We start from the raw sequence: 25,189 nt of genomic DNA, 5'->3' as shown, positions 1-25,189 counted from the left end.
TTGATAACACGGTACACTGGAAAAACGCCGATTTCAATCGACATTTTAAGTCTTGACGGAAATTTACATGCGGAAAGGAAAACCATGAACGTCGATTCGACACCGATTCCGGGCAATCCGGAAGCAATTTTGCAGATCCGCGAAGAATGCCGCCGCATGGTGCGCAACCGCGCCGCCGTCTCGGCCGGCGTGTCGGCGCTGCCGGTACCGGGGCTGGACGTGATGTCCGACCTGTCGATGCTGAGTGGCCTGGTCAACGATGTGAACGCGGCCTTCGGCCTCTCCGCCGAGCAGGTCGAGCACTTGCAGCCGGCCTACAAGCGCATCGTCTACGGGGCGGCGGCGGGCGTGGGCGGGATGATGGTGGGGAAATTGATCACGCGCCAGGTAGCGCTGCAATTGCTCAAGCGTACCGGGCTGAAGGTGTTTGCCAAGTCGGCCGCACGCTTCGTGCCGCTGGCCGGACAGGTCGCATCGGCGGCGATCGGGTTTACCGTGTTCCGCAAGCTCGGCTACGCTCACGTGGAAGCCTGCACCACGGTGGCGCAGCAATTGCTGGCGGCGCGCGCCGCCTAGCCGATAGCGCCGCGCGCTCCCGCGCCGGCGGGAGCGGCGGCCTTAATTATCCGGCAGCACCACGTTCACTTCGAGCACTTCCAGGTTGCCCTGGCGGTCCAGCGACAACTTGATATCGTCCGGGTTGACGCGGGTGTACTTCGAGATCACTTCAAGCAGTTCGCGGTGCAGCGCCGGCAGGAAGTCCGGGCCGGTGCGGTGACCGCGTTCGCGCGCGATGATGATCTGCAGGCGCTCCTTGGCCGCCGTGGCGCTCTTCGGCTTGGAGGGGAACAGGAATGAAAGCAGGGCCATGTCACTTCACTCCGAAGATGCGCTGGAATATGCCTGGTTTTTCATAGGTGGTAAAGCGCAGCGGCAAGTCCTCGCCGAGGAAGCGCGACACCACGTCCTCGTAAGCCTCGGCCACGTCGGTGCCCTTGAAATGAATCGCAGGATTGCCCTGGTTCGATGCGTGCAGCACCGATTCGGACTCGGGAATGATGCCGATCAGCGGAATGCGCAGGATTTCCTGCACGTCCTGGTAGGACAGCATTTCGTCGTTCTCGACCCGCTTGGGCGAGTAGCGCGTGATGAGCAGGTGTTCCTTGACCGGCTCGGCGCCGGTCTGGGCGCGGCGCGACTTGGCCTGGATGATGCCGAGGATGCGGTCCGAATCGCGCACCGACGACACTTCGGGATTGGTCACGATGATCGCTTCGTCGGCGAAGGTGAGCGCCATCAGCGCGCCATGCTCGATGCCGGCCGGCGAGTCGCACACGATGTACTCGAAACCCATGTTGATCAGGTCGTGCAGCACGCGTTCGACGCCTTCTTCGGACAAGGCATCCTTGTCGCGCGTCTGCGAGGCCGGCAGGATGAACAGGTTGTCGCAATGCTTGTCCTTGATCAGCGCCTGGTTGAGCGAGGCTTCGCCATTGATGACGTTGATCAAGTCGTAGACCACGCGCCGTTCGCAACCCATGATCAGGTCGAGATTGCGCAGGCCCACGTCGAAGTCGAGCACGGCGGTCTTGTGGCCGCGCGTGGCCAGGCCGGTGGAAAAGCTGGCGCTGGAGGTCGTCTTGCCGACGCCACCCTTGCCGGAAGTCACAACAATAATTCGTGCCACAGGGGGTCCTTTTTTCGTATCTGGTATTTAAACGCGGGAGGCGGGGCTGATCGACAGTATATCGATTCGGTCGCCGATCAAGCGGATTTGGGTCGGCTGGCGCGCCAGCTGGGGCGCAAAGCCTTCTTCAAAGGTGCGGTACACGCCGGCGATCGAGACCAGCTCGGGCTGCATCGCCATGGCGAAGATGCGCGCATCCGCATTGCCCGAGGCACCGGCCAGCGCGCGCCCGAACAGCGAGGCGTAGATATGGATGCTGCCGTCGGCGATGATCTCGGCGCCGTTGTTGACCACCGCCGTGACGATCAGGTCGCAGCCGCGCGCATACACGCGCTGGCCGGCCCGCACCGGGGTATCGATGATCATGGTGCCGGGCGTGACGATGGCGCTGGCCGGGGCTGGCGCCGGCGCGGCCGGCACGGGGGCCGCCGCTTCCGCGCGTTCCTTGGCGCCGCCGGCGCCGTCGTCGAGCGACAGGCCGCGCGCGCGGATCGCGTCGTGCATGGCGGCCGGGGCGCCGCGCACGGCCACCGCGTTCAAGTGGTATTTCCTGAGCAAGGTCACCATCTTGTCCCAGTCGATGCGCGGCGCGCTCTCGGCCAGGGCGCTGATATCGATCACCGCGAATTCGTCTTCGAAGAAATCGGCCGAGCCGCCCGTCATCTGCTTGAGTGCCGCGTCGATCGCCAGCGGGTCGGCCGAATACAGAATCGTGGAGATCGCCACCACGGTGGAAATCTTGATTTCAATAGGCAGTTGGGACGGGCTTTTGAGCATAGACGAGTCGTGAGGGATGGGCGGATCACCGCCCAAAGCGGCGCAGGCTCGTGCATTCTACTGTGAAAATTGCGGTTCGGGGAGGCTTGCCACTTATGTTCCGCGTAGCAACTTCAAACCGGTTTTTGCGGCCTGCGGCGAGCATTTTTGTTGAATAAGGATATCCCGGCCAGGGGCGCCGCAGTGCCTCTCAGGACGGCTAGTGCGCCAGTGCACGGCCGCGCGCCGGAGGCGCCTGCGGGTGCGCCGCAACACGGCCGGCGCTAATGTAACAGTGCTCCTGAACATTGATTATATGTAAATTTACTATTATATAATTGGAATGTTTGCGTGGCCGGCCCACGCTCGCTGCATCCCCCGAATGTGCCCTTCGCGGCCAGTCCGAATGTCCGAATGTCCGGGCGGCAGGCGAGGCGCGCGGCGCCCGCTTGCGCAGGCAAGCGGACCGGGCATTATCGTGCCTGCTCTTATCTCCCCACATCGAGGAAAGCATGTTTGAAGCTGCCCGCATCACCGATCCCATCTCCCATACCAATGCGCTGACCGGCTTTCTGATCGGCGCGCTCATCGGCATTGCCCTGATCGCCGCAGTGGCGTTCGCCACCTTCACCTGCGGTTTCGGTGTCGCCCTGCTCGCCGGCCTGGCCGCCGGTCTTGGTGCCTCGGGCATCCTCAGTCTAGGCGAGGCGATCGGGAAAATGAGTACGACCGTGACGGGAGCGCTGGTGACCGGTTCCCTCAACGTCTGGACCAATGGCCTGGCGGCGACCTACGCCAAAGTCAGTACGGCGGCGTGCAGCATGCACAACCCGGTGCAGCTGGTGGCCGAAGGCTCGGGCAACGTATTCATCAACAGTTTGCCGGCCGCGCGCAAGGATGACAAGATCACCTGCGGCGCCAAGATTTCCGGCGGCTCCTCGAATGTCTTCATCGGCGGCGGCACCGAACCGTATCTCCCGGTGGCCGACGAAATACCGCCCGGGCTGCGCACCGCGGTCGACTGGGCCTTCACCGCCGCCGGTGCGGTGGGCGGCATCGGCAAGCTGCTGTGCAAGGCGGGCGGAGGGCTGACGCGCGCGGTACTGCCCTGCGCGGCCCGCTTCCTGGCCGGCTTCGCCGCCGGCGAAGCGCTCAGCCGCTACGTCATCGCGCCCGTGGTCGGACGCGCCATCGGAGGCTTGCTGGGCGAGCCGGTCGACGTCACCACCGGCCGCAAACTGCTGCTGGCGCAAGAGGAAACCGACTTCGTCCTGCCCGGCCCGATTCCCCTGACCGGCGCGCGTTTTTATGGGAGCAATCTGGAGCGCGTCGGGGACTTGGGGCGCGGCTGGGTACTGCCGTGGGAAGTATGGCTGCAGGTGCGTGACGGCAAAGTCTGGTACAGCGACGGCCAGGGCCGCGAAACCGGTTTTCCCATGATGCAGCCCGGGCATACGGAGTTCAGCGAGAGCGAGCAGTGCTTTTTGACGCGCAGCGCCGACGGCCGCTTCATCATGTACGACGTGAACGACGTGTATTACGACTTCGGCCAGCTCGACATGACCGGCGCCGCGCCGGCCCCGCTGCTGCGCATCGAAGACCGTAGCGGCCAATGGCAGCACTACGCCCGCGACGCGGCGCAGCGGGTGCAGTCGATCGACACCAGTGACGGCCAGATGGTGCGGCTGGCGTACGGCGCGCAGTCCGGTCGCCTGGAAGGCATCGAGCGCGTGCGCGGCGGCACGCCGCTCTGGCTGGTGCGCTACGGTTACGACAGCCTCGGTCAGCTCATCAGCGTGCATGACATCAACGGCAATCTGGCGCGCCAGTTCAGCTATGCCGACGGCCTGATGACGAGCCACACCAGCGCGCTCGGCTTCGTGTGCCATTACCGCTGGGAGATGATCGACGGTGCGCCGCGCGTTGTCGAATGCGGCAACAGCGAAGGCGAACGCACCCGCTTCGCGTACGACCCGGCGGGCCGCCAGACCAGGGCCACCGACGAACTGGGACGCAGCGCCCACTGGATCTACGATGCCCATTTCCAGGTAGTGCAATGCACCGACCTCGATGGCGGCGTCTACCGCATCAGTTACACCGACGCGGGCTCACCGGCCACGCTCGATCTGCCTGGCGAGCGCAAGGTCGCATTCGACTATGACGCCATGGGCCGCCTGGTCGGCGAAACCGATCCGCTCGGCCGCACCACCACCACCGGCTACGATGGCCACAGCATGCGCGTGACCCAGCTTGCCTTCGCCGACGGCCAGCGCTGGCAGGCGGAGTACGATTTTTCGGGGCGCCTGCTGCGCACCACGGATGTGCTGGGACGCGAGGAGCGCTACGAATACGACGAGACCGGCGTCAGCCCGCTGCCGCTGGTGCACGTGGACGCCCGTGGCGGGCGCCAGCAGCTGCGCTGGGACGAACGCGGCCAGTTGCTCTCGTACACCGACTGCTCCGGCAAAACCACGCACTACACGTACGACGTCAACGGCGAACTTGCATCGTTCACCGACGCACTGGGCCAGGTCACGCGCTACGAGAACCTGCCCACGGGCGAGCCGGCGCGCATCGAGCTGGCCGACGGCAGTGTCGAAGAATATGTCTACGACGCCGCAGGCCTGGTGACGTTCGCGCGCCGCAATGCGACCCAGACCCGGCACTGGAAGCGCAACGCGCGTGGCCAGGTCATCGAGGCGGTCGACCCGGCCGGACACATCGCGCGCTACCGCTACGATGTGCGCGGACGCCCGGTGGAACTGGCGACGGCTCCCGACACCCGCTATCTGTTCAGCTACGATGCGGGCGACCGCCTGGAGCGCGAAGTGCGCCCGGACGGGGTCGAGCGGCACCGGAATTACGATCCCGCCGGCGAGGTGATCGCACTCGCCGAACACGGCGCGCCCACGCCGGGGCAGGCCGCGCGCGCCTTGCGCACCACGCTGTTCGGGCGGGACAAGATGGGCCGCCTGCTGGCCAAGCAGACCGCCACCGCGATCAGCCGTTACGAGTGGGACGCGGGCGACCGCCTGACCGGGACCGCGCGCATGCCGACCGAGGCCGGCGCCGCGCTGGGCGTCACCGAAAGCGCACTGCGCTTCGGCTACGATGGCGCCGGGCGCCTGATCGCGGAAGAGGGGGCCGAAGGCCGGGTCGACTATGAACTCGACGAACTCGACAACATCACGGGCCTGCGCCTGCCGCATGAGCAGCGTATCGATACGCTCAGCTATGGCTCCGGCCACGTGCACCAGATCCGCATGGGCGAGCGCGTCATCAGCGACTTCGAGCGCGACGACCTGCACCGCGAAGTCGCCCACACGCAGGGCGCCCTCGTGCAAAAACTCGGCTACGACAGGCTGGGGCGGCGCCTGTGGCAGGCTTCCGCCCGCAAGACGGAGGCGCATGGCGCCGGGCTCGGTCTTTTGTGGCGCAATTACCGCTACGATCCGATCGGCGAGCTGGGAGAGCAGCGCGATAATATCCGCGGTGCCATCCAGTACCAGTACGATCTGGCGGGGCGCATGCTCAAGCAACACCGGGTGGCGGCGCATCGGTCGGAATCGTTCGCCTGGGATGCCGCGGGCAACTTGCTGGACGACGTGGCGCGCAAGAGCGGCGGCCGGATTGAAGGCAACCGCCTCAAGGCATGGCAGGATCTGCGCTTCGACTACGATCCCTGGGGTAAGCTGCTGACCAAACGCAAGGGTGCCCACCAGGTCCAGCATTTTTCCTTCGATGCGGACGACCGTCTGATCAAGGTGCGTACCCAGGACGCGTGGGGGACGGCGGAAACGCTGTTCGATTATGATCCTCTGGGGCGGCGCATCGCCAAGACCGACGTGCGCGGCGCCGCCGGGGCCAGCCCTGGAGAGGAGCGGCGGCGCTTCGTCTGGCAAGGCTTGCGCATGGTGCAGGAAATTCGCGATACCGCCCTGAGCTGTTATGTCTACAGCCCGGATGAAGGTTTCACGCCGCTGGCGCGCGTGGATACGGCCATCGGCCAGGGCGTGGCCCTGGCGGTGGGCAGCGAGCAGCCGCGTTCGCGCATTTACCACTTCCACACGGATCTGGTTGGTGCGCCGCTGGAGGTCACGGACGACAGTGGGGAGATGGCCTGGACGGCCAGCTATACGGCGTGGGGCAAGGCCGACATCGGCGACGACACAGCCATGGCGTCGAGGATCGAGCAGCCCTTGCGCTATCCGGGCCAGTATGCCGACCAGAGCACGGGGCTGCATTACAACACCTTCCGGTTTTACGACCCGGATATCGGGCGCTACATCAGCCCCGATCCGATCGGGCTGGAAGGCGGCACCAATCTGTTTGCCTACGTGCCCAACCCGACCGGCTGGGCCGACCCGCTCGGCTGGGACTGGAATTATCATTTAACGGACAGTAGTGGAAAAGTGTATTACCACGGCCGCGCGAGCGACAAGCAGACAATGGCGGATGTGGCACGACGCCATGCCAAGACCAAAGGCGCGGATGGATATCGCTTCGGAAAGGGCGATACCATGACCCGGATTACCGCGCCGGGCACGGCGAAATTGACTGCCCAGGGAATCGAGGGGATCGCCATCGATAAAACGGGAATCATCGGCCGAAGAAAAACGAATGGGGATCTCGTACGGGGCAATGCAATTGCCGGGGTGGATCCCAAGACGGACTCTGCTCCTGGCAAGCTTAAAGCCGGAAGAGCTCATTTGAACGGGAAGGTGCCAAGTGAAATGGGGCAAGTTTCGGGCAAACCATTAAAAGGAACAAAATGTTGAATAAGCAGATTGACAAAAAAGCACTTAAACTATTGGTGCAATACAACAGCATATCGCAAGAATATGCTCGCTTAAAACGCCCATTGGAGCCGGACGAACAACGCTGGATCGATCTGCGCGGCGTCACCACCGACGAGGAATTTGCATACCTGAAAGAGCAAGGATTGGCATTCGATCCGGTCGACATGAAACATGATGAGGCGGTTCAGAAGTGCTTTGAGTATGTGAAACAATGCAAGAAATCGCACGTGACCGATCTGTTCCTGTCGAGCTTCACTGCGGAGCGCCCCGATTTCCGGGCTGGTTTCGCGCCATTTGCGATCATGCAAACGATGCCTGATCACGGTTTTACAAAATCTTCCGCCCCGGGCTATTGCGCTATTTGTTCCGCCGCCGCCGTCTATACCGATATGGATGTCACTGACTGGAACGTGGATCGCTACAAGCATGGTTCAATTTGGCTGCTGAAAGTGCCGTATGTAATCCAGTTCCACCTGGCTCAACATTTGCTGCTTGCTCAACAAAAGCCGACGCCGGACGATTTCCGCATTTTTAACGCCATTCTCGATACCTTACGATCAGTGGATCCGAAGACCAAACCCAAGGATCTTCATAAATATTTGAAAGAAATCGAGGGTTTCAAGGCCACCAACACGCAGTGCAGAGTGTTGGCGGAAGCGTTGGGCATCGCGGGCATCCTGGAGACGGAGGAACACAAAGGTTACCTCACGCACTACACCAATCCCGGCCTGGCGCCTTCAAAATCACACAGCTCCGATTGGGCTTATCCCGTCGATTTCTGGACCGGCGCCGATGGCGTCAACAGGAAGGCGCTCGAATTCTGGTTTGGTGACTATCCCGAAATACGGCTTGAATGACGGAGCCACGCGAACTCCGCATGCATCTTGCGAAGGAAAAATAGTGAATGCTCCGATTGACAAGAAAGCGCTTAAATTATTGGCGCAATACAACAGCATATCGCAAGCGTATGCCGGTTTGAAACGTCCATTGGAGCCTTACGAGCAAAGATGGATCGATCTGCGCGGTGTCACCACTGACGAGGAATTTGAATACCTGAAAGAGCACGGATTGGCATTCGATCCGGTCGACATGAAACATGATGAGGCGGTTCAGAAGTGCTTTGAGTATGTGAAACAATGCAAGAAATCGCAGGTGACAGATCTTTTCCTGTCGAGTTTCACCTCGGAGCGTCTTGATTGTCGAAGCGGTTTCGCGCCATTTGCGATGATGCAGACGATGCCTGACCACGGCTTTGCAACATCCTCCGCCCCGGATTTTTGTGCCATTTGTTCGGCCGCTTCTGTCTACACCGGCATGGATGTCACCGACTGGAACGTGAACCGCTACAAGCATGGTTCAATTTGGCTGCTGAAAGTGCCGTATGTAATTCAGTTCCACTTGGCTCAACATGTGCTGCTTGCTCAACAAAAGCCGACGGCCGAGGACTTTCGCATTTTTAACGCCATTCTCGATACGCTGCGAACGGTGGATGCCAAGACCAAACCCAAGGACCTTCATAAATACCTGAAAAAGATCGAGGGTTTCAAGGCGACCAACGATCAGTGCCGGGTATTGGTGGAAGCGTTGGGCATCGCGAGCATCCTGGAGACGGAGGAACATGAAGGCTACCTCACGCACTTCACGAATCCCGGGTTGGCGCCGTCGAAATCGCACAGTTCCGATTGGGCCTACCCCGTCGATTTCTGGACCGGTGCCGATGGCGTCAACCAGAAGGCGCTCGCATTCTGGTTCGGCGCCTATCCCGCAATACAGCTTTAGCTTCCGCCGCCCATCCGCAAGCGCCGCGTCAGGCGCGCATGCGTTTGGCCGCCGCCACCATGTTCGCCAGCGCCGCCTCGGTTTCGGCCCAACCGCGCGTTTTCAGGCCGCAATCGGGATTGACCCACAGATTGGCCGCCGGGATCACCTGCGCCGCTTTCCTGAGCAGGCGCTCGATCGCGTCCGTGTCCGGCACCTTGGGCGAATGGATGTCGTACACGCCCGGGCCGATCTCGTTCGGATAGCGAAACTCGCCGAAGCCATCGAGCAGCGCCATGTCCGAGCGGCTGGTCTCGATCGTGATCACGTCGGCGTCGAGCGCGGCGATCTGCGGCAGGATGTCGTTGAACTCGGCGTAGCACATATGCGTGTGGATCTGGGTCGCGTCGTGCGCCGCGCCGGCCGTGATGCGGAAGGCGCGCGTGGCCCAGGCCAGGTAAGCGTCCCAGCGCGCGCGCCGCAGCGGCAAGCCTTCGCGCAGGGCCGGCTCGTCGATCTGGATGATGCCGATCCCGGCCGCCTGCAAATCGGCCACCTCGTCGCGCATGGCCAGCGCGATCTGCAGCGCGGTCAGCGCGCGCGGCTGGTCGTCGCGCACGAACGACCATTGCAGGATCGTGACCGGCCCGGTCAGCATGCCCTTGACCGGCCGCGCCGACAAGCCCTGGGCGTGCACGGTCCAATCGACCGTCATCGGGCGCGCCCGCGCCACGTCGCCATACAAGACCGGCGGCTTGACGCAGCGCGAGCCGTACGACTGCACCCAGCCGTGCCGGGTAAAGGCAAAGCCGTCGAGCTGCTCGCCGAAATACTCGACCATGTCGTTGCGCTCGGCTTCGCCGTGCACCAGCACATCGAGCCCGATGGCTTCCTGGCGCGCCACCGCGTGCGCGATTTCGGCCCGCATCGCGCTCTGGTAGTCGGCCAGCGGCAGGGCGCCACGGCGGAAGGCGGCGCGCGCGGCGCGAATCGCCGCCGTCTGCGGGAATGAACCGATGGTCGTGGTCGGATACGCCGGCAAGCGGAAGCGCGCCCGCTGCAAGGCTTGGCGCGCGGCAAACGGCGCGCCGCGCCGGTCGGCGCCGTCCGGCAAGGCCTGCACCCGGGCCGCCACCGCGTCGCTGTGCACGCGCGCGCTGCGCGCCCGGCTGGCAATCGCGGCGCGCGCCTCGGCCAGGCGGGGCGCTTCGGCCCCGGCCAGGGCCGTTTTCAGGGTCGCCAGTTCCTCGAGCTTTTCGGCGGCAAACGCCATCCACGAGCGTACTTCGGGGTCGAGTGCCGTTTCATCGGCCAGGCTCAGGGGTACGTGCAGCAGCGAGCACGAGGGCGCCAGCCAGAGTTCGCCGCGCTTGTCCAGCAGCGGCGCCAGCAGGCCGATGGCCGTGTCGAGGTCGGTACGCCAGATATTGCGCCCGTCGACGATGCCGACCGACAGCACCTTGGGCTGGGCCAGCCAGTCGCACACGCTGGTCAGTTCGTGGGCCGCGCGCACGCCGTCCACATGCAGGCCGGCCACCGGCAGGCGGCAAGCCAGGCCCAGGTTTTCTTCCAGCGGCGAAAAATAGGTCGCCAGCATGATGCGCGCGCCCGATTGCGCCAGCAGCCAGTAAGCGATCTCGAAGGCGTTGCGCCATTCCTGCGGCAAATCCAGGCCGAGGATGGGTTCGTCGATCTGCACCCATTCCACTCCCTGGGCCTTGAGGCGCATCAACAAAGCGGTGTAGACCGGAAGCAGTTTTTCGAGCAGGCTCAAACGGTCGAAGCCGCTGTCGCGCGCGCTGCCCAGCCACAGGAAGGTGAGCGGGCCGATCAGGCTGGCCTTGACCCGGTGCCCGAGCGCCTGGGCTTCGGCCACTTCCGCCAGCAAGCGTTCGCCGGCCAGGCTAAAGGCGGTATCGGCGCCGAATTCCGGGACCAGGTAATGATAGTTGGTGTCGAACCATTTGGTCATGTCGAGCGCGTGGCTGCCGTGCCGCTCATGCTGCTGGCCGCCGCAGCAATCGCTGCGCTCGCCGCGCGCCATGGCGAAGCTGCGCGCCAGCGGCGTGCTGGCGCCATCAAAACCGAAGCGCGCCGGTTCGCAGCCGAACAGCTGGATGTGGCTGGCCATCTGGTCGTAGAAGGCGAAGTCGCCCACGGTCACCATGTCCAGCCCGGCGCCGGCCTGCAAGGCCCAGTGGCGCGCGCGCAGGGCGGCGCCGGCCGCTTCCAGCTCGGCCTCGCTGGTGGCGCCGCGCCAAAAGGCTTCAAGGGCGGTTTTCAGTTCGCGGCGCGCGCCGATGCGGGGGAATCCAAGTACGTGAGTTTGCAGCGTTTTCATGATGTCATCGAGATTTCATTGTTGGTGTGTAAAGTCTGCGGCAAACTGTCATATAATCAAAACGAAACCTTTTGCAGTTCCGCATGAAAAATTTTCATAGAGCGAGGCCATGCTAGAACTCCGACACTTGCGCACGCTCACCGCCCTGCGTTCTTCCGGTAGCCTGGTGCGTGCCGCCCAGTTGCTGAACCTGACGCAGTCGGCCCTGTCGCACCAGATCAAATTGATGGAGGAGCGCTACGGCGCCCCCCTGTTCGAACGCAAGTCGCTGCCAATCGCGTTTACCGCCACCGGCATGCGCCTGCTCGACCTGGCCGACCGCGTGCTGCCCGACGTCGAGCAGGCCGAGCGCGACGTGGCGCGCCTGTCGCAGGGCGACAAGGGCCAGTTGCGCGTGGCGCTCGAATGCCATACCTGTTTCGACTGGCTGATGCCGGTCATGGATGCCTTCCGCCAGCGCTGGCCGGAGGTGGAGATCGACCTGGTGTCGGGCTTTCACAGCGAGCCGGTCGACCTGCTGCGCAGCGGCCTGGCCGACCTGGTGATCGGCTCGGCCGGCGGCCCGGAATACACCGTGTTTCCCCTGTTCCGCTTTGAAATCCTGGTGGTGCTGGCCCAGAAGCACCGCCTGGCCGCCCAGCGCCGCCTGGAAGCGGCCGACTTCGACGGTGAAACCCTGATCACCTATCCGGTGCCGGAAGAGCGCATCGACCTGATCCGCGAAGTCTTGCGGCCGGCCAATGTGCGCTTCGAGCGCCGCACGGCCGAGCTGACCGTGGCCATCCTGCAGCTCGTGGCCAGCCGGCGCGGGCTGGCCGCGCTGCCCAACTGGGCCATCAAGAATTACGTCGACTACGATTACGTGCTGTCGCGCCCGGTGGGCGAGTTCGGCCTGTGGAGCGACCTGTTCGTCTCGGTGCCGCCGGCGCTGGCCGCCAAGGCCTACGTGAGCGACTTCGTGGGCGTGATCCGCGAGCAGTGCGCGCGCACCCTCGACGGCATTACCTTGCTTAGCTGATATCCAGCCGGGGTAATTTGCGGCTGCGCGGCAATCCCCGATTGTTTTCGGTGAATAAGCTGATAAGATTGATTTTGCTCAAACTCGAACGGAATCGGGAAACTAAGATGGAGGACTTTGTCACGCTCTACGCTGTCAAAGACTGTCCATCCGAAAAGGGAAACCATGTTTTCAAGTTCTGACCTGTTGTTCCGCTCCATGCGGGAACTGTTCGACACCCAAGCGGGCATGTATCAGCGCAGCGTCCACGCAGCCATGGACGCCGGCGTGTCCGCGGCGGAAGTCAATGTCGATTCGATAAGAACCCTGCTCGCCACGGCCACCGTCGCAACCCGGCAGTGGCAATGCGTGGGCGGCGCCAGCAACTGGCTGACCCCGGTTCCGCGCGATGCATGGCAGTTTGCAATTTTCGGTCGGCCCCTGTTGGCCGCGCCGCCGGCCGGAGCTCAGCCGGGAACGGCGACCGGCACCTAGTGCCAGGCCGCTCACTTGAAACCTATTGGCCACCGCGCCAGAACACAGCACATCGGAGATTCACATGGAAGACGTCGTAATCGTGGCCGCTGGCCGTACCGCAGTCGGTAAATTTGGCGGCGCGCTCGCGAAAATCCCCGCCGCCGAACTGGGCGCCCACGTCATCAAGCACCTGCTGGCCCAGATCGACCTCGATCCGGCCAAAGTCAACGAGGTCATCCTCGGCCAGGTGCTGACCGCCGGCGTTGGCCAGGGTCCGGCCCGCCAGGCCGTGATCAAGGCTGGCATGCCGAACATGGTGCCGGCGTTTACCGTCGGTAAAGTCTGCGGCAGCGGCCTGAAGGCCACCCATCTGGCGGCCCAGGCCATCAAGTGCGGCGACGCCGACATCATCATTGCCGGCGGCCAGGAAAACATGAGCGCCTCGCCGCACGTGCTGCCCGGCTCGCGCGACGGTTTCCGCATGGGCGACACCAAGCTGGTCGACACCATGATCGTGGACGGCCTGTGGGACGCCTACAACCAGTACCACATGGGCGTGACCGCCGAAAACGTCGCCAAGAAATACGAAGTTTCGCGCGCCGAGCAGGATGAATTCGCGCTGCAATCGCAGCTCAAGGCCGAGGCCGCGCAAAAGGCCGGCAAGTTCAAGGATGAAATCATTCCTTTCGAAATCGTCTCCAAGAAGGGCACCGTCGTGTTCGACACCGACGAGTATCCCAAGCATGGCACCACGCTCGAGTCGCTGGCCAGCCTGCGCCCCGCTTTCGACAAAGCTGGTACCGTTACGGCAGGCAATGCTTCTGGCCTGAACGATGGCGCCGCCGCCGTCATCATGATGTCCGCTTCCAAGGCCAAGGAATTGGGTCTGAAACCGCTGGCGCGCATCAAGGCGTATTCCTCGGCCGGGCTGGACCCGACCATCATGGGCATGGGCCCGGTCTCGGCGACCAGGCTGTGCCTGCAAAAGGCTGGCTGGACCCATGAAGACGTGGACTTGATGGAAATTAACGAAGCCTTCGCCGCGCAAGCGATCGCCGTCAACAAGGAGATGGGCTGGGATACCAGCAAGATCAACGTCAATGGCGGCGCGATCGCACTGGGGCACCCGATTGGTGCATCGGGCTGCCGCGTGCTGGTGACCTTGCTGCACGAAATGGTCCGGCGCGACGCCAAGCGCGGGCTGGCCAGCCTGTGCATCGGCGGCGGCATGGGAGTTGCTTTGGCGCTAGAACGCGACTGAGCATCGTTGCGCGCAAGCGCGATGGCATGAAACGGCGCGACAATGAGCGCGACTGAGCATGGCTGAGTAGCGCTCAAGCGGAGCAAGGGCGGGTCCAAGCCGCCCCCGCGATTTGGTTGGAGTTGGTGTACAAAAACAGGAGAAGACAAAATGGCTAGAGTTGCATTAGTGACCGGCGGTATGGGCGGTTTGGGCGAGGCGGTCTGTTTCAAACTGGCCGCTCTCGGGTATCGGGTCGTCACCACGTATTCCCCTGGTAACAAGAAGGTCGAGGAATGGCTGGCGACCACCAAGGACATGGGCTACGACTTCAAGGCCTATGCGTGCGACGTGGCCGACTACGATTCGGCCCAGGCGTGCGTAGCGAAGATCCAGGACGAAGTCGGCCTGATCGACGTGCTGGTCAACAACGCCGGCATCACGCGCGACATGACGTTCAAGAAAATGGACAAGCCGAACTGGGACGCCGTCATGGCCACCAACCTCGATTCCGTCTTCAACATGACCAAGCCGGTGTGCGATGGCATGGTCGAGCGCGGCTGGGGCCGCATCATCAACATCTCGTCGGTGAACGGGCAGAAGGGCGCCTTCGGCCAGACCAACTATTCGGCGGCCAAGGCCGGCATGCACGGCTTCACCAAGGCGCTGGCGCTGGAAGTGGCGCGCAAGGGCGTGACCGTCAACACCATTTCGCCAGGCTACATCGGCACCAAGATGGTCATGGAAATCCCGAAAGAAGTGCTCGACACCAAGATCATTCCGCAAATTCCGATGGCGCGCCTGGGCAAGCCGGAAGAAGTCGCCGGCTTGGTCGCTTACCTGTCGTCGGACGAAGCCGCTTTTGTTACGGGCGCCAACATCGCCATCAACGGCGGCCAGCACATGTCCTGATCGCAGTACGCAGTCGCAGGAACCGAAAAGCACTGCCTGCGGGTAGTGCTTTTTTTCACCAAGGATCACCATGGCGATCAGCGCCAAACCGTATTTACGCGAAATCTCGATCGCCGATGATGCCGAGATCGATTTCGACAGTTATCCCTTCCATATTCCCGCCGTGCGCGACATGGGCGTGATCGAGCCGCATGCCGACGTGACCTTTTTCGTCGGTGAAAATGGCGCCGGCAAGTCGACGATTCTCGAAGCGATCGCCGTGGCGATGGGTCTGTCTGGCGAAGGCGGCAGCCGCAGCGTCTCGCGCGGACAGCAGGAGGTCTCGCCCCTGCACGACTACCTGAAACTGGTGAAGGGCTTCCGCAAGCCGGCCTGGTCCTACTTCCTGCGCGCCGAAAGCCTGTTCAATGTCTTTACCTATCTCGACGAGCTTCCTCCTCCCGGGAGACGGCCATCGAAGCATCTGCGTTCGCACGGCGAAGCCTTCATGGAGGTGATGCTGGAGTTTTCGGCCGGCGGCCTGTACCTGCTCGACGAGCCCGAGGCGGCGCTCTCGCCCAACCGCCAACTGGCCGCGCTGTCGGCCATCGACCAGCTGGTCAAGCAGGATTGCCAGTTCATCATCGCCACCCATTCGCCCATCCTGCTGTCTTACCCGAACGCCAAAATCCTGCAGTTCGACGGCAGCGGCATCGCCGAAGTGGCGTATGAAGACACCGAACATTTCGCCGTCACGCGCGATTTTCTCAACCACTATCCCCGGCGCCTCCAGCAACTGCTCGCCGACGACTGACCACAGGAACACGATCAACTTGAATACCACCTCCACGCTCACTTTCAGGCCAGCCACCGAAGCCGACATCGGCGCCATGTCGGCGATTCGCCTGACCGTCACCGAAAACCGCCTGCGCGACCCGGGCCGCATCACCATCGCCATGTACCGCGATTATCTGGGACGCCTGGGCCGCACCTGGGTGTGCGAGGACGATGGCGTGATCGCCGGTTTTGCCAGCGCCGACCGCGAACAAGGGTCGATCTGGGCGCTGTTCATCGACCCCGCGCGCGAAGGGCAGGGCATCGGCAAGCGCTTGCTGGCGCTGGCGGTGGACGATCTGTTCGAACAAGGGCACGCGCAGATCGTGCTCTCCACCGGCGCCGACACGCGCGCCGACATCTTTTACGAATCGCAGGGATGGGAGCGTGGCAAGATGAAAGACGATATCGAAGTGCAGTATTCGCTGCAGCGCGCACGCGAGGCGCCGCCGGCGCATGACAACCTGTACGAGGCCAGCGTGCCCGTGTTCCGGCGCTACCTGCGCCATCTGCGCGCCATGCTGGCGCTGGCCGAAGCGCATCCGGAAGGCCCCGCACTGCTGGGCGCGCGCCTGGCGCCGGGCATGCTGACCCTGGCCGTGCAGGCCGAGGTGGCGGCCAATTTTGCCGTGCGCGCCTGCGCCCCGCTGGCCGGCAGCAGCCTGTCGCAGACGGGCGCCTTTCCCGCCAGCGCGCTGCGCGACAGCGGCCAGTTCGCGCCGACCTACGACGGCCTGCGCCAGCGCATCGACTTCGTGCTCGGCTTCCTGGACGCGCTCACCCCCGCGCAGTTCGACGGCGCCGCCAGCCGCGTCGTCAGCGACCGCGCCGGCGAAGCGCTGGTCACCCTGCCGGGCCAGCCCTTCCTGCTGCAGTACGCGCTGCCGAACTTCTTTTTCCACCTGACCAGCGCCTACGCCATCCTGCGCCAGGGCGGGGTCGCGCTCGGCAAGGCCGATTTCGACGGCTTCCATGTCTACACCAATGCCTGAGCCAACGACCCAGCTGGAAGACATCGGCCTCGCACCCGCCATGGCGGGGGCCATCGCCCGCGACGTGGCGCGCGGCGACGCCCGCTCGCTGCTGCATGAACTGCTGCTGCGCGGGCTGTGGAGCAGCGTCGCCGACGAAGCCGCACCGGAGGCGCTGCTGCGCCACGGCGGCGCCGCCGGGCGGCTGCTGGCGGCCGGGGTGGACTTGCACGACCTGCTTGACGTCGTGCGCGAGGCCCAGGTCGACACCATCTACAACGTGGCGCAGCTGATCGACTGGCCCGCCGAGGGGCTGGCATTGGACGACGCGCTCGAGGTCCGGCTGCTGGCCGGCCTGGCGCACGGCGGCGCCACGCCGCAGCCGCTGCCCGGGCTGCATGCCTGCCTGATGGAGCGCGACCCCACCGGGCGCGCCGGCGCACCGCGCTCTCCGGAACTGCGCCAGTTCGGCATGCTCGACGCGGACATCCGGCGCCAGATCACGGCGCTGGCCGGCGAGCGCAAGTTCTCCGCCGCCGCCGTCCTGTGGAAACAGCACGTTGGCGGCGAGCTGAAAACCGCGCTGGCGGCGGTGCAGTCGCTGGCCAGGCACCCACGATAGGCGCCGCCCGCTGCCGCCGCGTCGAGCCCGGCGGCAGCGGCGCGCCAGTGCGCTACAATCGCTTGTCAACCACAAGAGGACTCCCATGCCCGCCATTCCGACCTGCCTGTTCCCGCCGATCCAGCCGACCCGGCACGGCATGCTGGAAGTCGATGCGCTGCACACCATCTACTGGGAGGAAGTGGGCAATCCGAAAGGCATCCCGGTGCTGTTCCTGCACGGCGGGCCGGGCGCCGGCCTGTCGCCGCAGCACCGGCGCTTTTTCGATCCGCAGCACTACCGCGTCATCCTGTTCGACCAGCGCGGCGCCGGCAAATCGACCCCGCTGGGCGAGTGGCGCGAGAACACCACCCAACTGCTGATCGGCGATATCGAAACCCTGCGCGAGCAGTTCGGCGTGGACAAGTGGCTGGTGTTCGGCGGCTCGTGGGGCTCGACCCTGGCGCTGGCCTACGGCGAAGCCCATCCCGAACGCTGCCTCGGTTTCATCCTGCGCGGGATTTTCCTGTGCACCGCCGCCGAAGTGGACTGGTTCCTGCACGGCGTGCGCTGGTTCTACCCCGAGCTGTACGACGAATTCGTGGCACCGATTCCCGAGGCCGAGCGGGCCGACCTGCTCACCGCCTACACCTCGCGCATGCTGTGCGACGACCCGGACGTGTACTGGCCGGCGGCGCGCGCGTGGAGCCGCTTCGAGGGGCGCCGCGTGTTCCTGCTGCCGCAGCCGGAAGACACCGCCTCCGACACCCTCGACCTGGGCGTGGGCCGGCTCGAATCGCACTACATGGCCAACCAGGGCTTCCTGGACGAAGACCAGCTGGTACGGGACGTGGGCCGCATCGCGCACCTGCCGTGCGTGATCGTGCAGGGCCGCTACGATGTCATTTGTCCGCCGCTGTCGGCCTACCGCCTGCACCAGGCCTGGCCCGGCGCGCGCCTGCGCATGGCGGCCGACGCCGGCCACGGCGCGCTGGAAGCGGGCATCGCCAAGGCGCTGGTGGGCGCCACCGAGCAGTTCAAGCGCAGCGGACGCTTCGATTAGGACGGCGCGGGTGGCCCTGCTACACTAGCGGTTGTACACGCATTATCAACTTACAGCGCCCTATGAATCTCCAGCTCACCGATATGGGCCACGTCATCCAGTTGGCCATCGCGCCGGTGTTCCTGCTCACCGGCGTGTGCACCAACCTGATGGTGCTGACCAACCGCCTGGCGCGCATCATCGACCGCTCGCGCGTACTGGAAGACCGGCTCGACATCGGCTGGCACGACGCCTACATGGACGAACTCGACGTCCTGTACCCGCGCTGGCACCTGATTAACTACGCCATCGCGCTCAGCACCGCCTGCGGCCTGCTGATTTGCCTGATCATTGCGCTGCTGTTCCTGGGCGATACCACCAATGTCTCGCTGGACCAGTACATCGCCGGCCTGTTCGTGATCGCGATGCTGTGCCTGATCGGCAGCTTTGTGTACCTGCTGCGCGAAATTTTTGTCGCCTCCAAGACGCTGCGTTCGCGCCGTCACGTGCGTCCGCGCGGTTCGCCGCCGGCCGCCAACTAACAGATTGAATTTTCTTATGCACGATTACCAACGTCCTCCCACCTTGTACCGCTACGCGCCGCGCGCCGAACTGGAAGCCGCGCTGGCCCTGGGGCAGTTTCGCCTGGTCCCGGTCAACAACTGCCTGACCCTGTCGTTCTCGCAAGCCTGGGACACCGCCCTGTTCGACGTTTTCTCGCCGGCCGACTGCTGCCTGGTGATCCACAATACCGAGGAATTCGGCGAACGCCTGCACCGCGCCGTGCAGCGTACCCTGCCAAGTTGGGCCGGGATCGATGGCGCCGTCGAATACGGCGTGCGCGCGGCCCTGGGCGCCGCCTTCACCAAGAGCAGCGCCGAAGCCGAAGAACGCGAATGGCAGTTCGCCTGGCGCGCCATGGCGCCGCAAATGAGTCTCAATCCCGTGACGGTCAAGATCGGCAGCATCGAAACCTTCGCCGAACTGCGCGAGCCGCAAAGCTACCAGGCTTAGTTGACAGGAGCGTCGCCGCGCTCCAGCCGCGCAAGTACGGCCTTCATCATGCGCTCGATGTCGGAGCGGATGATGTTCGCCCCCAGCATGCCGGGAACGTAGAACTTCGGTACCAGCTTGCCGCTGTAGACGATGCGCGTGCCGCCCGTCTCGGGCACCGGGATCAGCTGCCAGCGGCACTGGTAGACGCGCATGTCGCCGGTCACCAGGCTGATGTCGATCGACGTCATCGCTTCTTCGCTGGCCTGCACGATCAGATGGATGTCGCGCCGGATGAACAGGAAGCTGGCCACCCCGAACTGCTCGATGATTACCTTGTTGCCGGTGCGCGAGAGGACCTTGGACGTTTTCAGGTCCGGCACGAACTCGGACATGCGGTCATAATCGGTCAGCACCTTCCACACGGCCGCCGGCGCGGCGCGCACCTCGCCGCTGGAGGCGACCTCGAACATGTGCTGGTCCGCCAGATCGACGCGCTTGACCGTCACTTCCAGCCTGGATTGGGCCAGGGCGGGCGTGGAACAGGCAAGAAAGCAACATAATAGGATTCGCGGAAACATAAGCTCAGCCTACGGGAAAGCGGCGGCCCTGACAAGGAGGCACACGCAAGCGTGCGCGGGATGGCGGCCGGCGGCGGGTCGAAGATTAGAACCCGGCATCTACAGAAGTAGGTTGTAATGTCGTCTTGATATGCAGTCCCGACGTCCCGTCTTCACGCCCCCACCCATCACAATCATGACAATCCAAGCCTACCCGCACCTGCTCGCGCCCCTGGACCTGGGCTTCACCACCTTGCGCAACCGCGTCATCATGGGTTCGATGCACACCGGGCTCGAAGATCGCTTCTACAATTACGGCAAGCTGGCCGCCTTTTACCGCGAGCGCGCCAAGGGCGGCGTGGGGCTGATCGTCACCGGCGGCATCTCGCCCAACCGCCAGGGATGGCTGCTGCCGTTCGGCGGCACCCTCAATTTCGCCGGTGACGTGTACAACCACCGGCGCGTCACAAACGCGGTGCACGAGGAGGGCGGCAAGATCCTGATGCAGATCCTGCACTCGGGACGCTATGGCTATCAGCCGCTGGTGGTGTCGGCGTCGGGCGTGAAGTCGCCGATCTCGCCGTTCAAGCCGCGCGCGCTGACGGAAAGTGGAATCGAAGCGACCATCCGCGACTACGCGCGCTGCGCCAAGCTGGCCAAGCGCGCCGGCTACGACGGCATTGAAGTGATGGGCAGCGAAGGCTACCTGCTCAACCAGTTCCTGTGCGCGCGCACCAACCTGCGCCAGGACCGCTGGGGCGGCAGCATCGAGAACCGCATGCGCCTGCCCGTCGAGATCATCAAGCGCATCCGCAAGACCGTGGGCGAGGACTTCATCATCATGTACCGCCACTCGCTGCTCGATCTGGTCGAAGGCGGCAACACCTGGGACGACGTGGTCAAGGTCGCGCACGCGCTCGAACAGGCCGGCGTCACCATCCTCAATACCGGCTACGGCTGGCACGAGGCGCGCGTGCCGACCATCGTCACCTCGGTGCCGCGCGCGGCCTTTGCCAGCGTGGCCGGGCGCCTGCGGCGCGAAGTGAAGATTCCCGTGGTGGCCTCGAACCGCATCAACATGCCGTTTGAAGCGGACGACATCATCGCCCGTGGCGACGCCGACATGGTGTCGATGGCGCGCCCGTTCCTGGCCGACGCCCAGTTTGTCATCAAGGCGGCCAGCGGGCGCGCGGACGAAATCAACACCTGCATCGGCTGCAACCAGGCCTGTCTCGATCACACCTTTGCCAACAAGCGCGCCAGCTGCCTGGTCAACCCGCGCGCCTGCCACGAGACGGAGCTGGTGTACGCCAAGACGGCCAGGCCGCGCAAGGTGGCGGTGGTGGGTGCCGGTCCGGCCGGATTGTCGGCGGCGACCGTGGCGGCCGAATGCGGGCACGCGGTGACCCTGTTCGATTCGAGCGACACGGTGGGCGGGCAATTCAAGATCGCCATGCAAATCCCGGGCAAGGAAGAATTCGCCGAAACGATCCGCTACTTCCGGCGCAAGCTGGACCTGACCGGCGTGACCTTGCGGCTCGGTGAGCGGGTCACGCGCGAGGCGCTGCTGGCGGGAGGTTTTGACGACGTGATCGTCGCCACCGGCATCAAGGTGCGCATGCCGCCGATCGAGGGCATCAAGCATCCCAAGGTGCTGTCGTACATCGACGTGTTGCAGAACAAGGCGCCGGTGGGCAAGCGCGTGGCCATCATCGGCGCGGGCGGGATTGGTTTCGACGTGGGCGAGTACCTGCTGCACAACCCGGCGCACCCGCTGCCGCTGCCGGTGGCCGAATGGGCCGGTGAATGGGGCGTGGATCTGGAGGCGACCACCAGTGGCGGGCTGGTGGCGCCGCACGCGGCCGAACCGGTGCGCCAGCTATTCCTGATGCAGCGCAAGGCGTCCAAGCTGGGTGCGGGGCTGGGCAAGACGTCGGGCTGGGTGCACCGCGCGACCTTGAGCCGCAATGGGGTGGTGATGCTTGCTGGTGTCACGTACAACAAGATCGACGACCACGGGCTGCATATCACGGTCGGTGGGGAAGAGCGCTTGATCGCGGTCGACAATGTGATTATCTGCGCGGGTCAGGATAGTTTGACGGAGTTGATGCCGGAAGAGGGCGCGGCGAGTGGTGGGCCGGTATTCCACAAGATCGGCGGCGCCGCGCTGGCGGCCGAGTTGGACGCCAAGCGCGCCATCAGGGAAGGTGCTGAACTGGCCGCGCGGCTGTAACCGCCGTCGTTCCCGCCGAGTGCCGCCTTGGCGCGGGAAGTCGTTTCTGGCAATGCCAGGAACGACGGAGCTACGGTTAGCAGTTAACGGCGATTACTTCTTGCGCACCACGACGCACCCAATCGAATACCCCGCGCCGAACGAGCAAATCACCCCGTGCGAGCCGCTCGGCATGTCGTCCTGGTACTTGTGAAACGCGATGATCGAGCCCGCCGACGAGGTATTCGCATACGTGTCCAGAATGACCGGCGCTTCCTGCGGCTCGGCGTCGCGCCCGAGCAGCATGCGCGTGATCAGCAAATTCATGTTCAGGTTCGCCTGGTGCAGCCAGTAGCGCGACACCTGCGCCACTTCCAGCCCCGCATTGGTGATCGTCTCGCGGATCATCTCGGCCGCCATCGGACACACTTCCTTGAACACCTTGCGGCCCTGCTGGCGGAACAGCTTGTCCGGCTGGCCGATGCCCGCTTCGTCGAAGCGGTTCATGAAGCCGAAGTTGTTGCGGATGTTGTTCGAGAATTTGGTCCTGAGCTTCGATTCGAGAATCTCGAACTGGTGATTGCTGGTCGCCGTCTCGGCTGCTTCGACCACGATGGCCGTGCAGGCGTCGCCGAAAATGAAGTGGCTGTCGCGGTCGCGGAAGTTCAAATGGCCGCTGGTGATTTCCGGATTGAGCACCAGCACCGCGCGCGCCTGTCCGCTCTGCACCGCCGCCATCGCCGTCTGGATCCCGAAGGTCGCCGAGGAACAGGCCACGTTCATGTCGAAACCGAAGCCGTCGATGCCCAGCGCTTCCTGTACTTCCACCGCCATGGCCGGATAGGCGCGCTGCATGTTGCTGCACGCGACCAGCACCATGTCGATGTCGGCCGCCGTGCGTCCGGCCCGGTCCAGCGCCTGGCGCGCCGCGGCCACGCAGATTTCAGCCTGCAGCGAGATGTCTTCGTCGGCGCGCTCGGGAATGCGCGCCGTCATGCGCGCCGGGTCCAGAATGCCGGATTTTTCCATCACATAGCGCGATTTGATACCGGACGCTTTTTCGATAAAGGCCGCGCTCGATCCTTCGATCGCCGTCAGTTCGCCCGCCGCGATCGCAGCGGCGTGTTCGGCGTTGTACAGCTCGGCGTAGGCGTTGAAGGCGACAACCAGCTCTTCGTTGGAGATCGAATGGGGCGGCGTGAACAGGCCCGTGCCGCTGATGACAACTTGTTTCATGGTAAAGCTTTCAAATAGGGTAAGCCGGGCGTAACCCGGCATGTGCCGATGATTCTACACAATGGACTTCGCGGTGGCGAGAAAAGCGCGGGGCCAGCCCGGTGGACAGTGCCTATTTGCGTTTTTTCGCGGGTAGCGGCACCGCTGGCGCTTGCGCCACCAGGTCCTTGGGGGGCTTGGCCAGTTGCACCGGCAAGCCTTTCAGGTGATTCAGGGCCTGGGCCAGCTGGAAGTCGTCGGTACTGCCGTATTCGAGCGGCTTGCGCTTGCGCTCGACCGCCAGCAGGCGCCGTTGGGCATCGAGCTGCTCGCGCGTGCTGGCCGCGCTTTCCTGGTCGCGGTCGTTGGACAGGTGCTTTTCCAGGTCGGCTTCGCGCATGCGCAAGCCGTTCAAGCCATCGCCGTCGGCGTTTTCGTCGACCAAAAAGTCGGGAATGATGCCGCGCGCCTGGATCGAGCGCCCGTTCGGGGTGTAGTAGCGCGCCGTGGTCAGCTTGACCGCCGTGTCGCCGCCGAGCGGCTTGATGGTCTGCACCGACCCTTTGCCGAAGGTCTGGCTGCCGAGGATCACGGCGCGTTTGTAATCCTGGAGTGCGCCAGCGACGATTTCGGAGGCCGAGGCCGATCCGGTGTTGACCAGCACCACCATCGGCACCGTCTTGAGCGCCACCGGCAGCCTGGCCAGCACGTCGCCGTCGCCCTGCAGGGTGTAATACTCGGGTTTGCCGAGGTAGCTCTGGCGCGAATTGGCCAGCTGGCCATTGGTCGAGACGATTTCGGCGCCGCGCGGCAAAAACGCGGCCGACACGCCAATGGCGCCTTGCAGCAGGCCGCCCGGGTCGTTGCGCAAGTCCAGCACCAGGCCCTTGAGGGATGGATCCTGCTGGTACAGCGCCGCCAGGCGGGCCGCCATGTCGTCCACGGTCGGTTCCTGGAATTGCGAAATGCGCAACCAGGCGTAGCCCGGCTCGACAATCTTGCCCTTCACGCTTTTCTGGATGATTTCCTGGCGCATGATCGTCATCACCAGCGGCAGCGCCACGTCCTTGCGCAGCAGGGTCAGGGTGACCTTGGTGAGCGGCTCGCCGCGCATCTTCTTGACCGCTTCATCGATGCCCAGGTTCTGGATGGCCTCGTTGTTGATGCGCGTGATCAGGTCGCCCGCCTTGATGCCGGCGCGCCAGGCCGGCGAATCCTCGATCGGGGCCACGATCTTGATGTAGCCTTCTTCGCTCTGGGCAATTTCGATGCCCAGGCCGACGAACTTGCCCTGGGTGCCTTCGCGCAGGTCGCGGTAGGCTTTCTTGTCGAGGTAGGCCGAATGGGGATCGAGCGAGGCCACCATGCCGGTGATGGCGTCGGTCAGCAGTTTCTTGTCGGCCACCGGCTCGACATAATCGGTTTTGATCAGATCGTAGGCGTCGGAGAGCTGGCGCAGCTCTTCGAGCGGCATGCCTTGCTCGACCGGCTTTTGCGCCAGCGCCGAGAACTGCATGGAAAAGGCTACGCCGGCAAGGGCGCCCAGGCCGACCAGCCCGGAATTTTTAAGGGTAGAGCCCATGGTGTCACCTACGATGCCAAGAAGAATGCGCCACTCCAGCTGATGAGCTGGCACGAATCCAGTATAAACCCGATTGCGCGGCCCGCAGCGAAATTGTGCATGCCCGGCCTGTGTATCGAAAAGTAAAAAAACCGGGCGCGGCGGTTGCGCCAGGAAGGCAGCGGCTAGAATGCCAGCATCGCGAGCCCCATGACGCGCCCAGCAGTTGCCGTCCAGCCAGCCTGATTCACCAC

22 protein-coding genes are annotated in these 25,189 nt (G+C 64.2%); 15 read left to right on the top strand and 7 right to left on the bottom strand.

The window, feature by feature from the left end; translation table 11 throughout:
• Positions 1–84 precede the first annotated feature (84 nt).
• A complete protein-coding gene (locus tag PO883_RS02710; RefSeq protein ID WP_289308385.1) occupies positions 85–576 on the top strand; it encodes a hypothetical protein in 492 nt (163 codons plus the stop codon).
• A 42-nt stretch (positions 577–618) separates the two neighbouring features.
• On the opposite strand, the gene minE is transcribed toward PO883_RS02710, so the two are convergent.
• The 3 genes from minE to minC are packed head-to-tail and all read right to left on the bottom strand — an operon-like array spanning position 619 to position 2,464.
• The gene (minE, locus tag PO883_RS02705; RefSeq protein WP_167084518.1) at positions 619–870 is read right to left on the bottom strand and encodes a cell division topological specificity factor MinE; all 252 of its coding nucleotides are present in this window, start codon (positions 868–870) and stop codon (positions 619–621) included.
• A 1-nt stretch (position 871) separates the two neighbouring features.
• Positions 872–1,687: a septum site-determining protein MinD gene (gene minD, locus PO883_RS02700; protein ID WP_167084516.1), complete on the bottom strand. Its 816-nt coding sequence runs from the start codon at positions 1,685–1,687 to the stop codon at positions 872–874.
• Between the two features lie 27 nt (positions 1,688–1,714).
• Positions 1,715–2,464 (bottom strand): septum site-determining protein MinC, encoded by a 750-nt coding sequence (gene minC, locus PO883_RS02695; RefSeq protein ID WP_289308384.1) that lies wholly within the window; start codon positions 2,462–2,464, stop codon positions 1,715–1,717.
• 491 nt (positions 2,465–2,955) lie between these two features.
• On the opposite strand from minC, the gene PO883_RS02690 reads away from it, so the two are divergent.
• The 3 genes from PO883_RS02690 to PO883_RS02680 are packed head-to-tail and all read left to right on the top strand — an operon-like array spanning position 2,956 to position 9,021.
• On the top strand, positions 2,956–7,221 hold the full coding sequence (locus PO883_RS02690) for an RHS repeat-associated core domain-containing protein (protein WP_289308383.1): 4,266 nt from the start codon (positions 2,956–2,958) through the stop codon (positions 7,219–7,221).
• On the top strand, positions 7,215–8,099 hold the full coding sequence (locus PO883_RS02685) for a hypothetical protein (RefSeq protein WP_289308382.1): 885 nt from the start codon (positions 7,215–7,217) through the stop codon (positions 8,097–8,099). Before PO883_RS02690 ends, PO883_RS02685 begins: the two co-directional genes overlap by 7 nt.
• Positions 8,100–8,142: 43 nt before the next feature.
• Positions 8,143–9,021, top strand: a complete 879-nt coding sequence (locus PO883_RS02680) for a hypothetical protein (protein WP_289308381.1) — start codon at positions 8,143–8,145, stop codon at positions 9,019–9,021.
• A 28-nt stretch (positions 9,022–9,049) separates the two neighbouring features.
• On the opposite strand, the gene metE is transcribed toward PO883_RS02680, so the two are convergent.
• Positions 9,050–11,341 (bottom strand): 5-methyltetrahydropteroyltriglutamate--homocysteine S-methyltransferase, encoded by a 2,292-nt coding sequence (metE, locus tag PO883_RS02675; RefSeq protein ID WP_289308380.1) that lies wholly within the window; start codon positions 11,339–11,341, stop codon positions 9,050–9,052.
• A gap of 109 nt (positions 11,342–11,450) precedes the next feature.
• Between metE and PO883_RS02670 the strand changes: the two genes are divergently transcribed.
• The 10 genes from PO883_RS02670 to PO883_RS02625 all read left to right on the top strand — a co-directional run bounded on the left by PO883_RS02670 (position 11,451) and on the right by PO883_RS02625 (position 19,408).
• Positions 11,451–12,359, top strand: coding sequence for a LysR family transcriptional regulator (locus tag PO883_RS02670; protein ID WP_289308379.1), 909 nt, complete (start codon positions 11,451–11,453; stop codon positions 12,357–12,359).
• Between the two features lie 117 nt (positions 12,360–12,476).
• Entirely contained in the window at positions 12,477–12,833 is a 357-nt protein-coding gene (locus PO883_RS02665) for a hypothetical protein (RefSeq protein WP_289308378.1), read from the top strand.
• 64 nt (positions 12,834–12,897) lie between these two features.
• Positions 12,898–14,076: an acetyl-CoA C-acetyltransferase gene (locus PO883_RS02660; RefSeq protein ID WP_289308377.1), complete on the top strand. Its 1,179-nt coding sequence runs from the start codon at positions 12,898–12,900 to the stop codon at positions 14,074–14,076.
• Positions 14,077–14,226: 150 nt separating this feature from the next.
• Positions 14,227–14,967 carry an acetoacetyl-CoA reductase gene (gene phbB, locus PO883_RS02655; RefSeq protein ID WP_167084499.1) on the top strand — a complete coding sequence of 247 codons (741 nt, stop codon included), beginning with the start codon at positions 14,227–14,229 and terminating at the stop codon, positions 14,965–14,967.
• A 70-nt stretch (positions 14,968–15,037) separates the two neighbouring features.
• Positions 15,038–15,760: an AAA family ATPase gene (locus PO883_RS02650; RefSeq protein WP_289308376.1), complete on the top strand. Its 723-nt coding sequence runs from the start codon at positions 15,038–15,040 to the stop codon at positions 15,758–15,760.
• Positions 15,761–15,779: 19 nt separating this feature from the next.
• Positions 15,780–16,772, top strand: coding sequence for a DUF1993 family protein (locus PO883_RS02645; RefSeq protein ID WP_289308375.1), 993 nt, complete (start codon positions 15,780–15,782; stop codon positions 16,770–16,772).
• The gene (locus tag PO883_RS02640; RefSeq protein WP_289308374.1) at positions 16,753–17,373 is read left to right on the top strand and encodes a hypothetical protein; all 621 of its coding nucleotides are present in this window, start codon (positions 16,753–16,755) and stop codon (positions 17,371–17,373) included. The genes PO883_RS02645 and PO883_RS02640 overlap by 20 nt, the downstream gene beginning before the upstream one ends.
• 85 nt (positions 17,374–17,458) lie before the next feature.
• The gene (gene pip, locus PO883_RS02635; RefSeq protein ID WP_289308373.1) at positions 17,459–18,415 is read left to right on the top strand and encodes a prolyl aminopeptidase; all 957 of its coding nucleotides are present in this window, start codon (positions 17,459–17,461) and stop codon (positions 18,413–18,415) included.
• 62 nt (positions 18,416–18,477) lie between these two features.
• Positions 18,478–18,936 carry a DUF2721 domain-containing protein gene (locus PO883_RS02630; RefSeq protein ID WP_167084489.1) on the top strand — a complete coding sequence of 153 codons (459 nt, stop codon included), beginning with the start codon at positions 18,478–18,480 and terminating at the stop codon, positions 18,934–18,936.
• Positions 18,937–18,952: 16 nt separating this feature from the next.
• Entirely contained in the window at positions 18,953–19,408 is a 456-nt protein-coding gene (locus PO883_RS02625) for a hypothetical protein (RefSeq protein ID WP_289308372.1), read from the top strand.
• On the opposite strand, the gene PO883_RS02620 is transcribed toward PO883_RS02625, so the two are convergent.
• Entirely contained in the window at positions 19,405–19,968 is a 564-nt protein-coding gene (locus PO883_RS02620; protein WP_289308371.1) for an SRPBCC family protein, read from the bottom strand. The two genes, PO883_RS02625 and PO883_RS02620, sit on opposite strands and share 4 nt — an antisense overlap.
• Before the next feature lie 175 nt (positions 19,969–20,143).
• Between PO883_RS02620 and PO883_RS02615 the strand changes: the two genes are divergently transcribed.
• A complete protein-coding gene (locus PO883_RS02615; RefSeq protein WP_289308370.1) occupies positions 20,144–22,180 on the top strand; it encodes an NADPH-dependent 2,4-dienoyl-CoA reductase in 2,037 nt (678 codons plus the stop codon).
• 93 nt (positions 22,181–22,273) lie between these two features.
• On the opposite strand, the gene PO883_RS02610 is transcribed toward PO883_RS02615, so the two are convergent.
• On the bottom strand, positions 22,274–23,395 hold the full coding sequence (locus PO883_RS02610; protein ID WP_289308369.1) for a beta-ketoacyl-ACP synthase III: 1,122 nt from the start codon (positions 23,393–23,395) through the stop codon (positions 22,274–22,276).
• A gap of 112 nt (positions 23,396–23,507) precedes the next feature.
• Positions 23,508–24,956: a S41 family peptidase gene (locus tag PO883_RS02605; protein ID WP_289308368.1), complete on the bottom strand. Its 1,449-nt coding sequence runs from the start codon at positions 24,954–24,956 to the stop codon at positions 23,508–23,510.
• Positions 24,957–25,189: the final 233 nt, after the last annotated feature.

The sequence above is a fragment of the Massilia sp. DJPM01 genome (genome assembly GCF_030348125.1).
GTDB lineage: Bacteria > Pseudomonadota > Gammaproteobacteria > Burkholderiales > Burkholderiaceae_D > Telluria_A > Telluria_A frigida.
Note: the sequence above shows the minus strand (reverse complement) of the source record. Positions and strands in the feature narration are given on the sequence as shown.

What these genes read in the sequence shown, in the direction of transcription:
- phbB (WP_167084499.1), top strand. Translation starts at nt 14,227, where the DNA reads ATGGCTAGAGTTGCATTAGTGACCGGCGGTATGGGCGGTTTGGGCGAG.
- PO883_RS02620 (WP_289308371.1), bottom strand. Translation starts at nt 19,968, where the DNA reads ATGTTTCCGCGAATCCTATTATGTTGCTTTCTTGCCTGTTCCACGCCC.
- minC (WP_289308384.1), bottom strand. Translation starts at nt 2,464, where the DNA reads ATGCTCAAAAGCCCGTCCCAACTGCCTATTGAAATCAAGATTTCCACC.
- metE (WP_289308380.1), bottom strand. Translation starts at nt 11,341, where the DNA reads ATGAAAACGCTGCAAACTCACGTACTTGGATTCCCCCGCATCGGCGCG.
- PO883_RS02690 (WP_289308383.1), top strand. Translation starts at nt 2,956, where the DNA reads ATGTTTGAAGCTGCCCGCATCACCGATCCCATCTCCCATACCAATGCG.
- PO883_RS02640 (WP_289308374.1), top strand. Translation starts at nt 16,753, where the DNA reads ATGTCTACACCAATGCCTGAGCCAACGACCCAGCTGGAAGACATCGGC.
- PO883_RS02670 (WP_289308379.1), top strand. Translation starts at nt 11,451, where the DNA reads ATGCTAGAACTCCGACACTTGCGCACGCTCACCGCCCTGCGTTCTTCC.
- PO883_RS02650 (WP_289308376.1), top strand. Translation starts at nt 15,038, where the DNA reads ATGGCGATCAGCGCCAAACCGTATTTACGCGAAATCTCGATCGCCGAT.
- PO883_RS02685 (WP_289308382.1), top strand. Translation starts at nt 7,215, where the DNA reads ATGTTGAATAAGCAGATTGACAAAAAAGCACTTAAACTATTGGTGCAA.
- PO883_RS02615 (WP_289308370.1), top strand. Translation starts at nt 20,144, where the DNA reads ATGACAATCCAAGCCTACCCGCACCTGCTCGCGCCCCTGGACCTGGGC.
- PO883_RS02625 (WP_289308372.1), top strand. Translation starts at nt 18,953, where the DNA reads ATGCACGATTACCAACGTCCTCCCACCTTGTACCGCTACGCGCCGCGC.
- PO883_RS02710 (WP_289308385.1), top strand. Translation starts at nt 85, where the DNA reads ATGAACGTCGATTCGACACCGATTCCGGGCAATCCGGAAGCAATTTTG.
- PO883_RS02605 (WP_289308368.1), bottom strand. Translation starts at nt 24,956, where the DNA reads ATGGGCTCTACCCTTAAAAATTCCGGGCTGGTCGGCCTGGGCGCCCTT.
- PO883_RS02610 (WP_289308369.1), bottom strand. Translation starts at nt 23,395, where the DNA reads ATGAAACAAGTTGTCATCAGCGGCACGGGCCTGTTCACGCCGCCCCAT.
- PO883_RS02660 (WP_289308377.1), top strand. Translation starts at nt 12,898, where the DNA reads ATGGAAGACGTCGTAATCGTGGCCGCTGGCCGTACCGCAGTCGGTAAA.
- pip (WP_289308373.1), top strand. Translation starts at nt 17,459, where the DNA reads ATGCCCGCCATTCCGACCTGCCTGTTCCCGCCGATCCAGCCGACCCGG.
- minE (WP_167084518.1), bottom strand. Translation starts at nt 870, where the DNA reads ATGGCCCTGCTTTCATTCCTGTTCCCCTCCAAGCCGAAGAGCGCCACG.
- PO883_RS02630 (WP_167084489.1), top strand. Translation starts at nt 18,478, where the DNA reads ATGAATCTCCAGCTCACCGATATGGGCCACGTCATCCAGTTGGCCATC.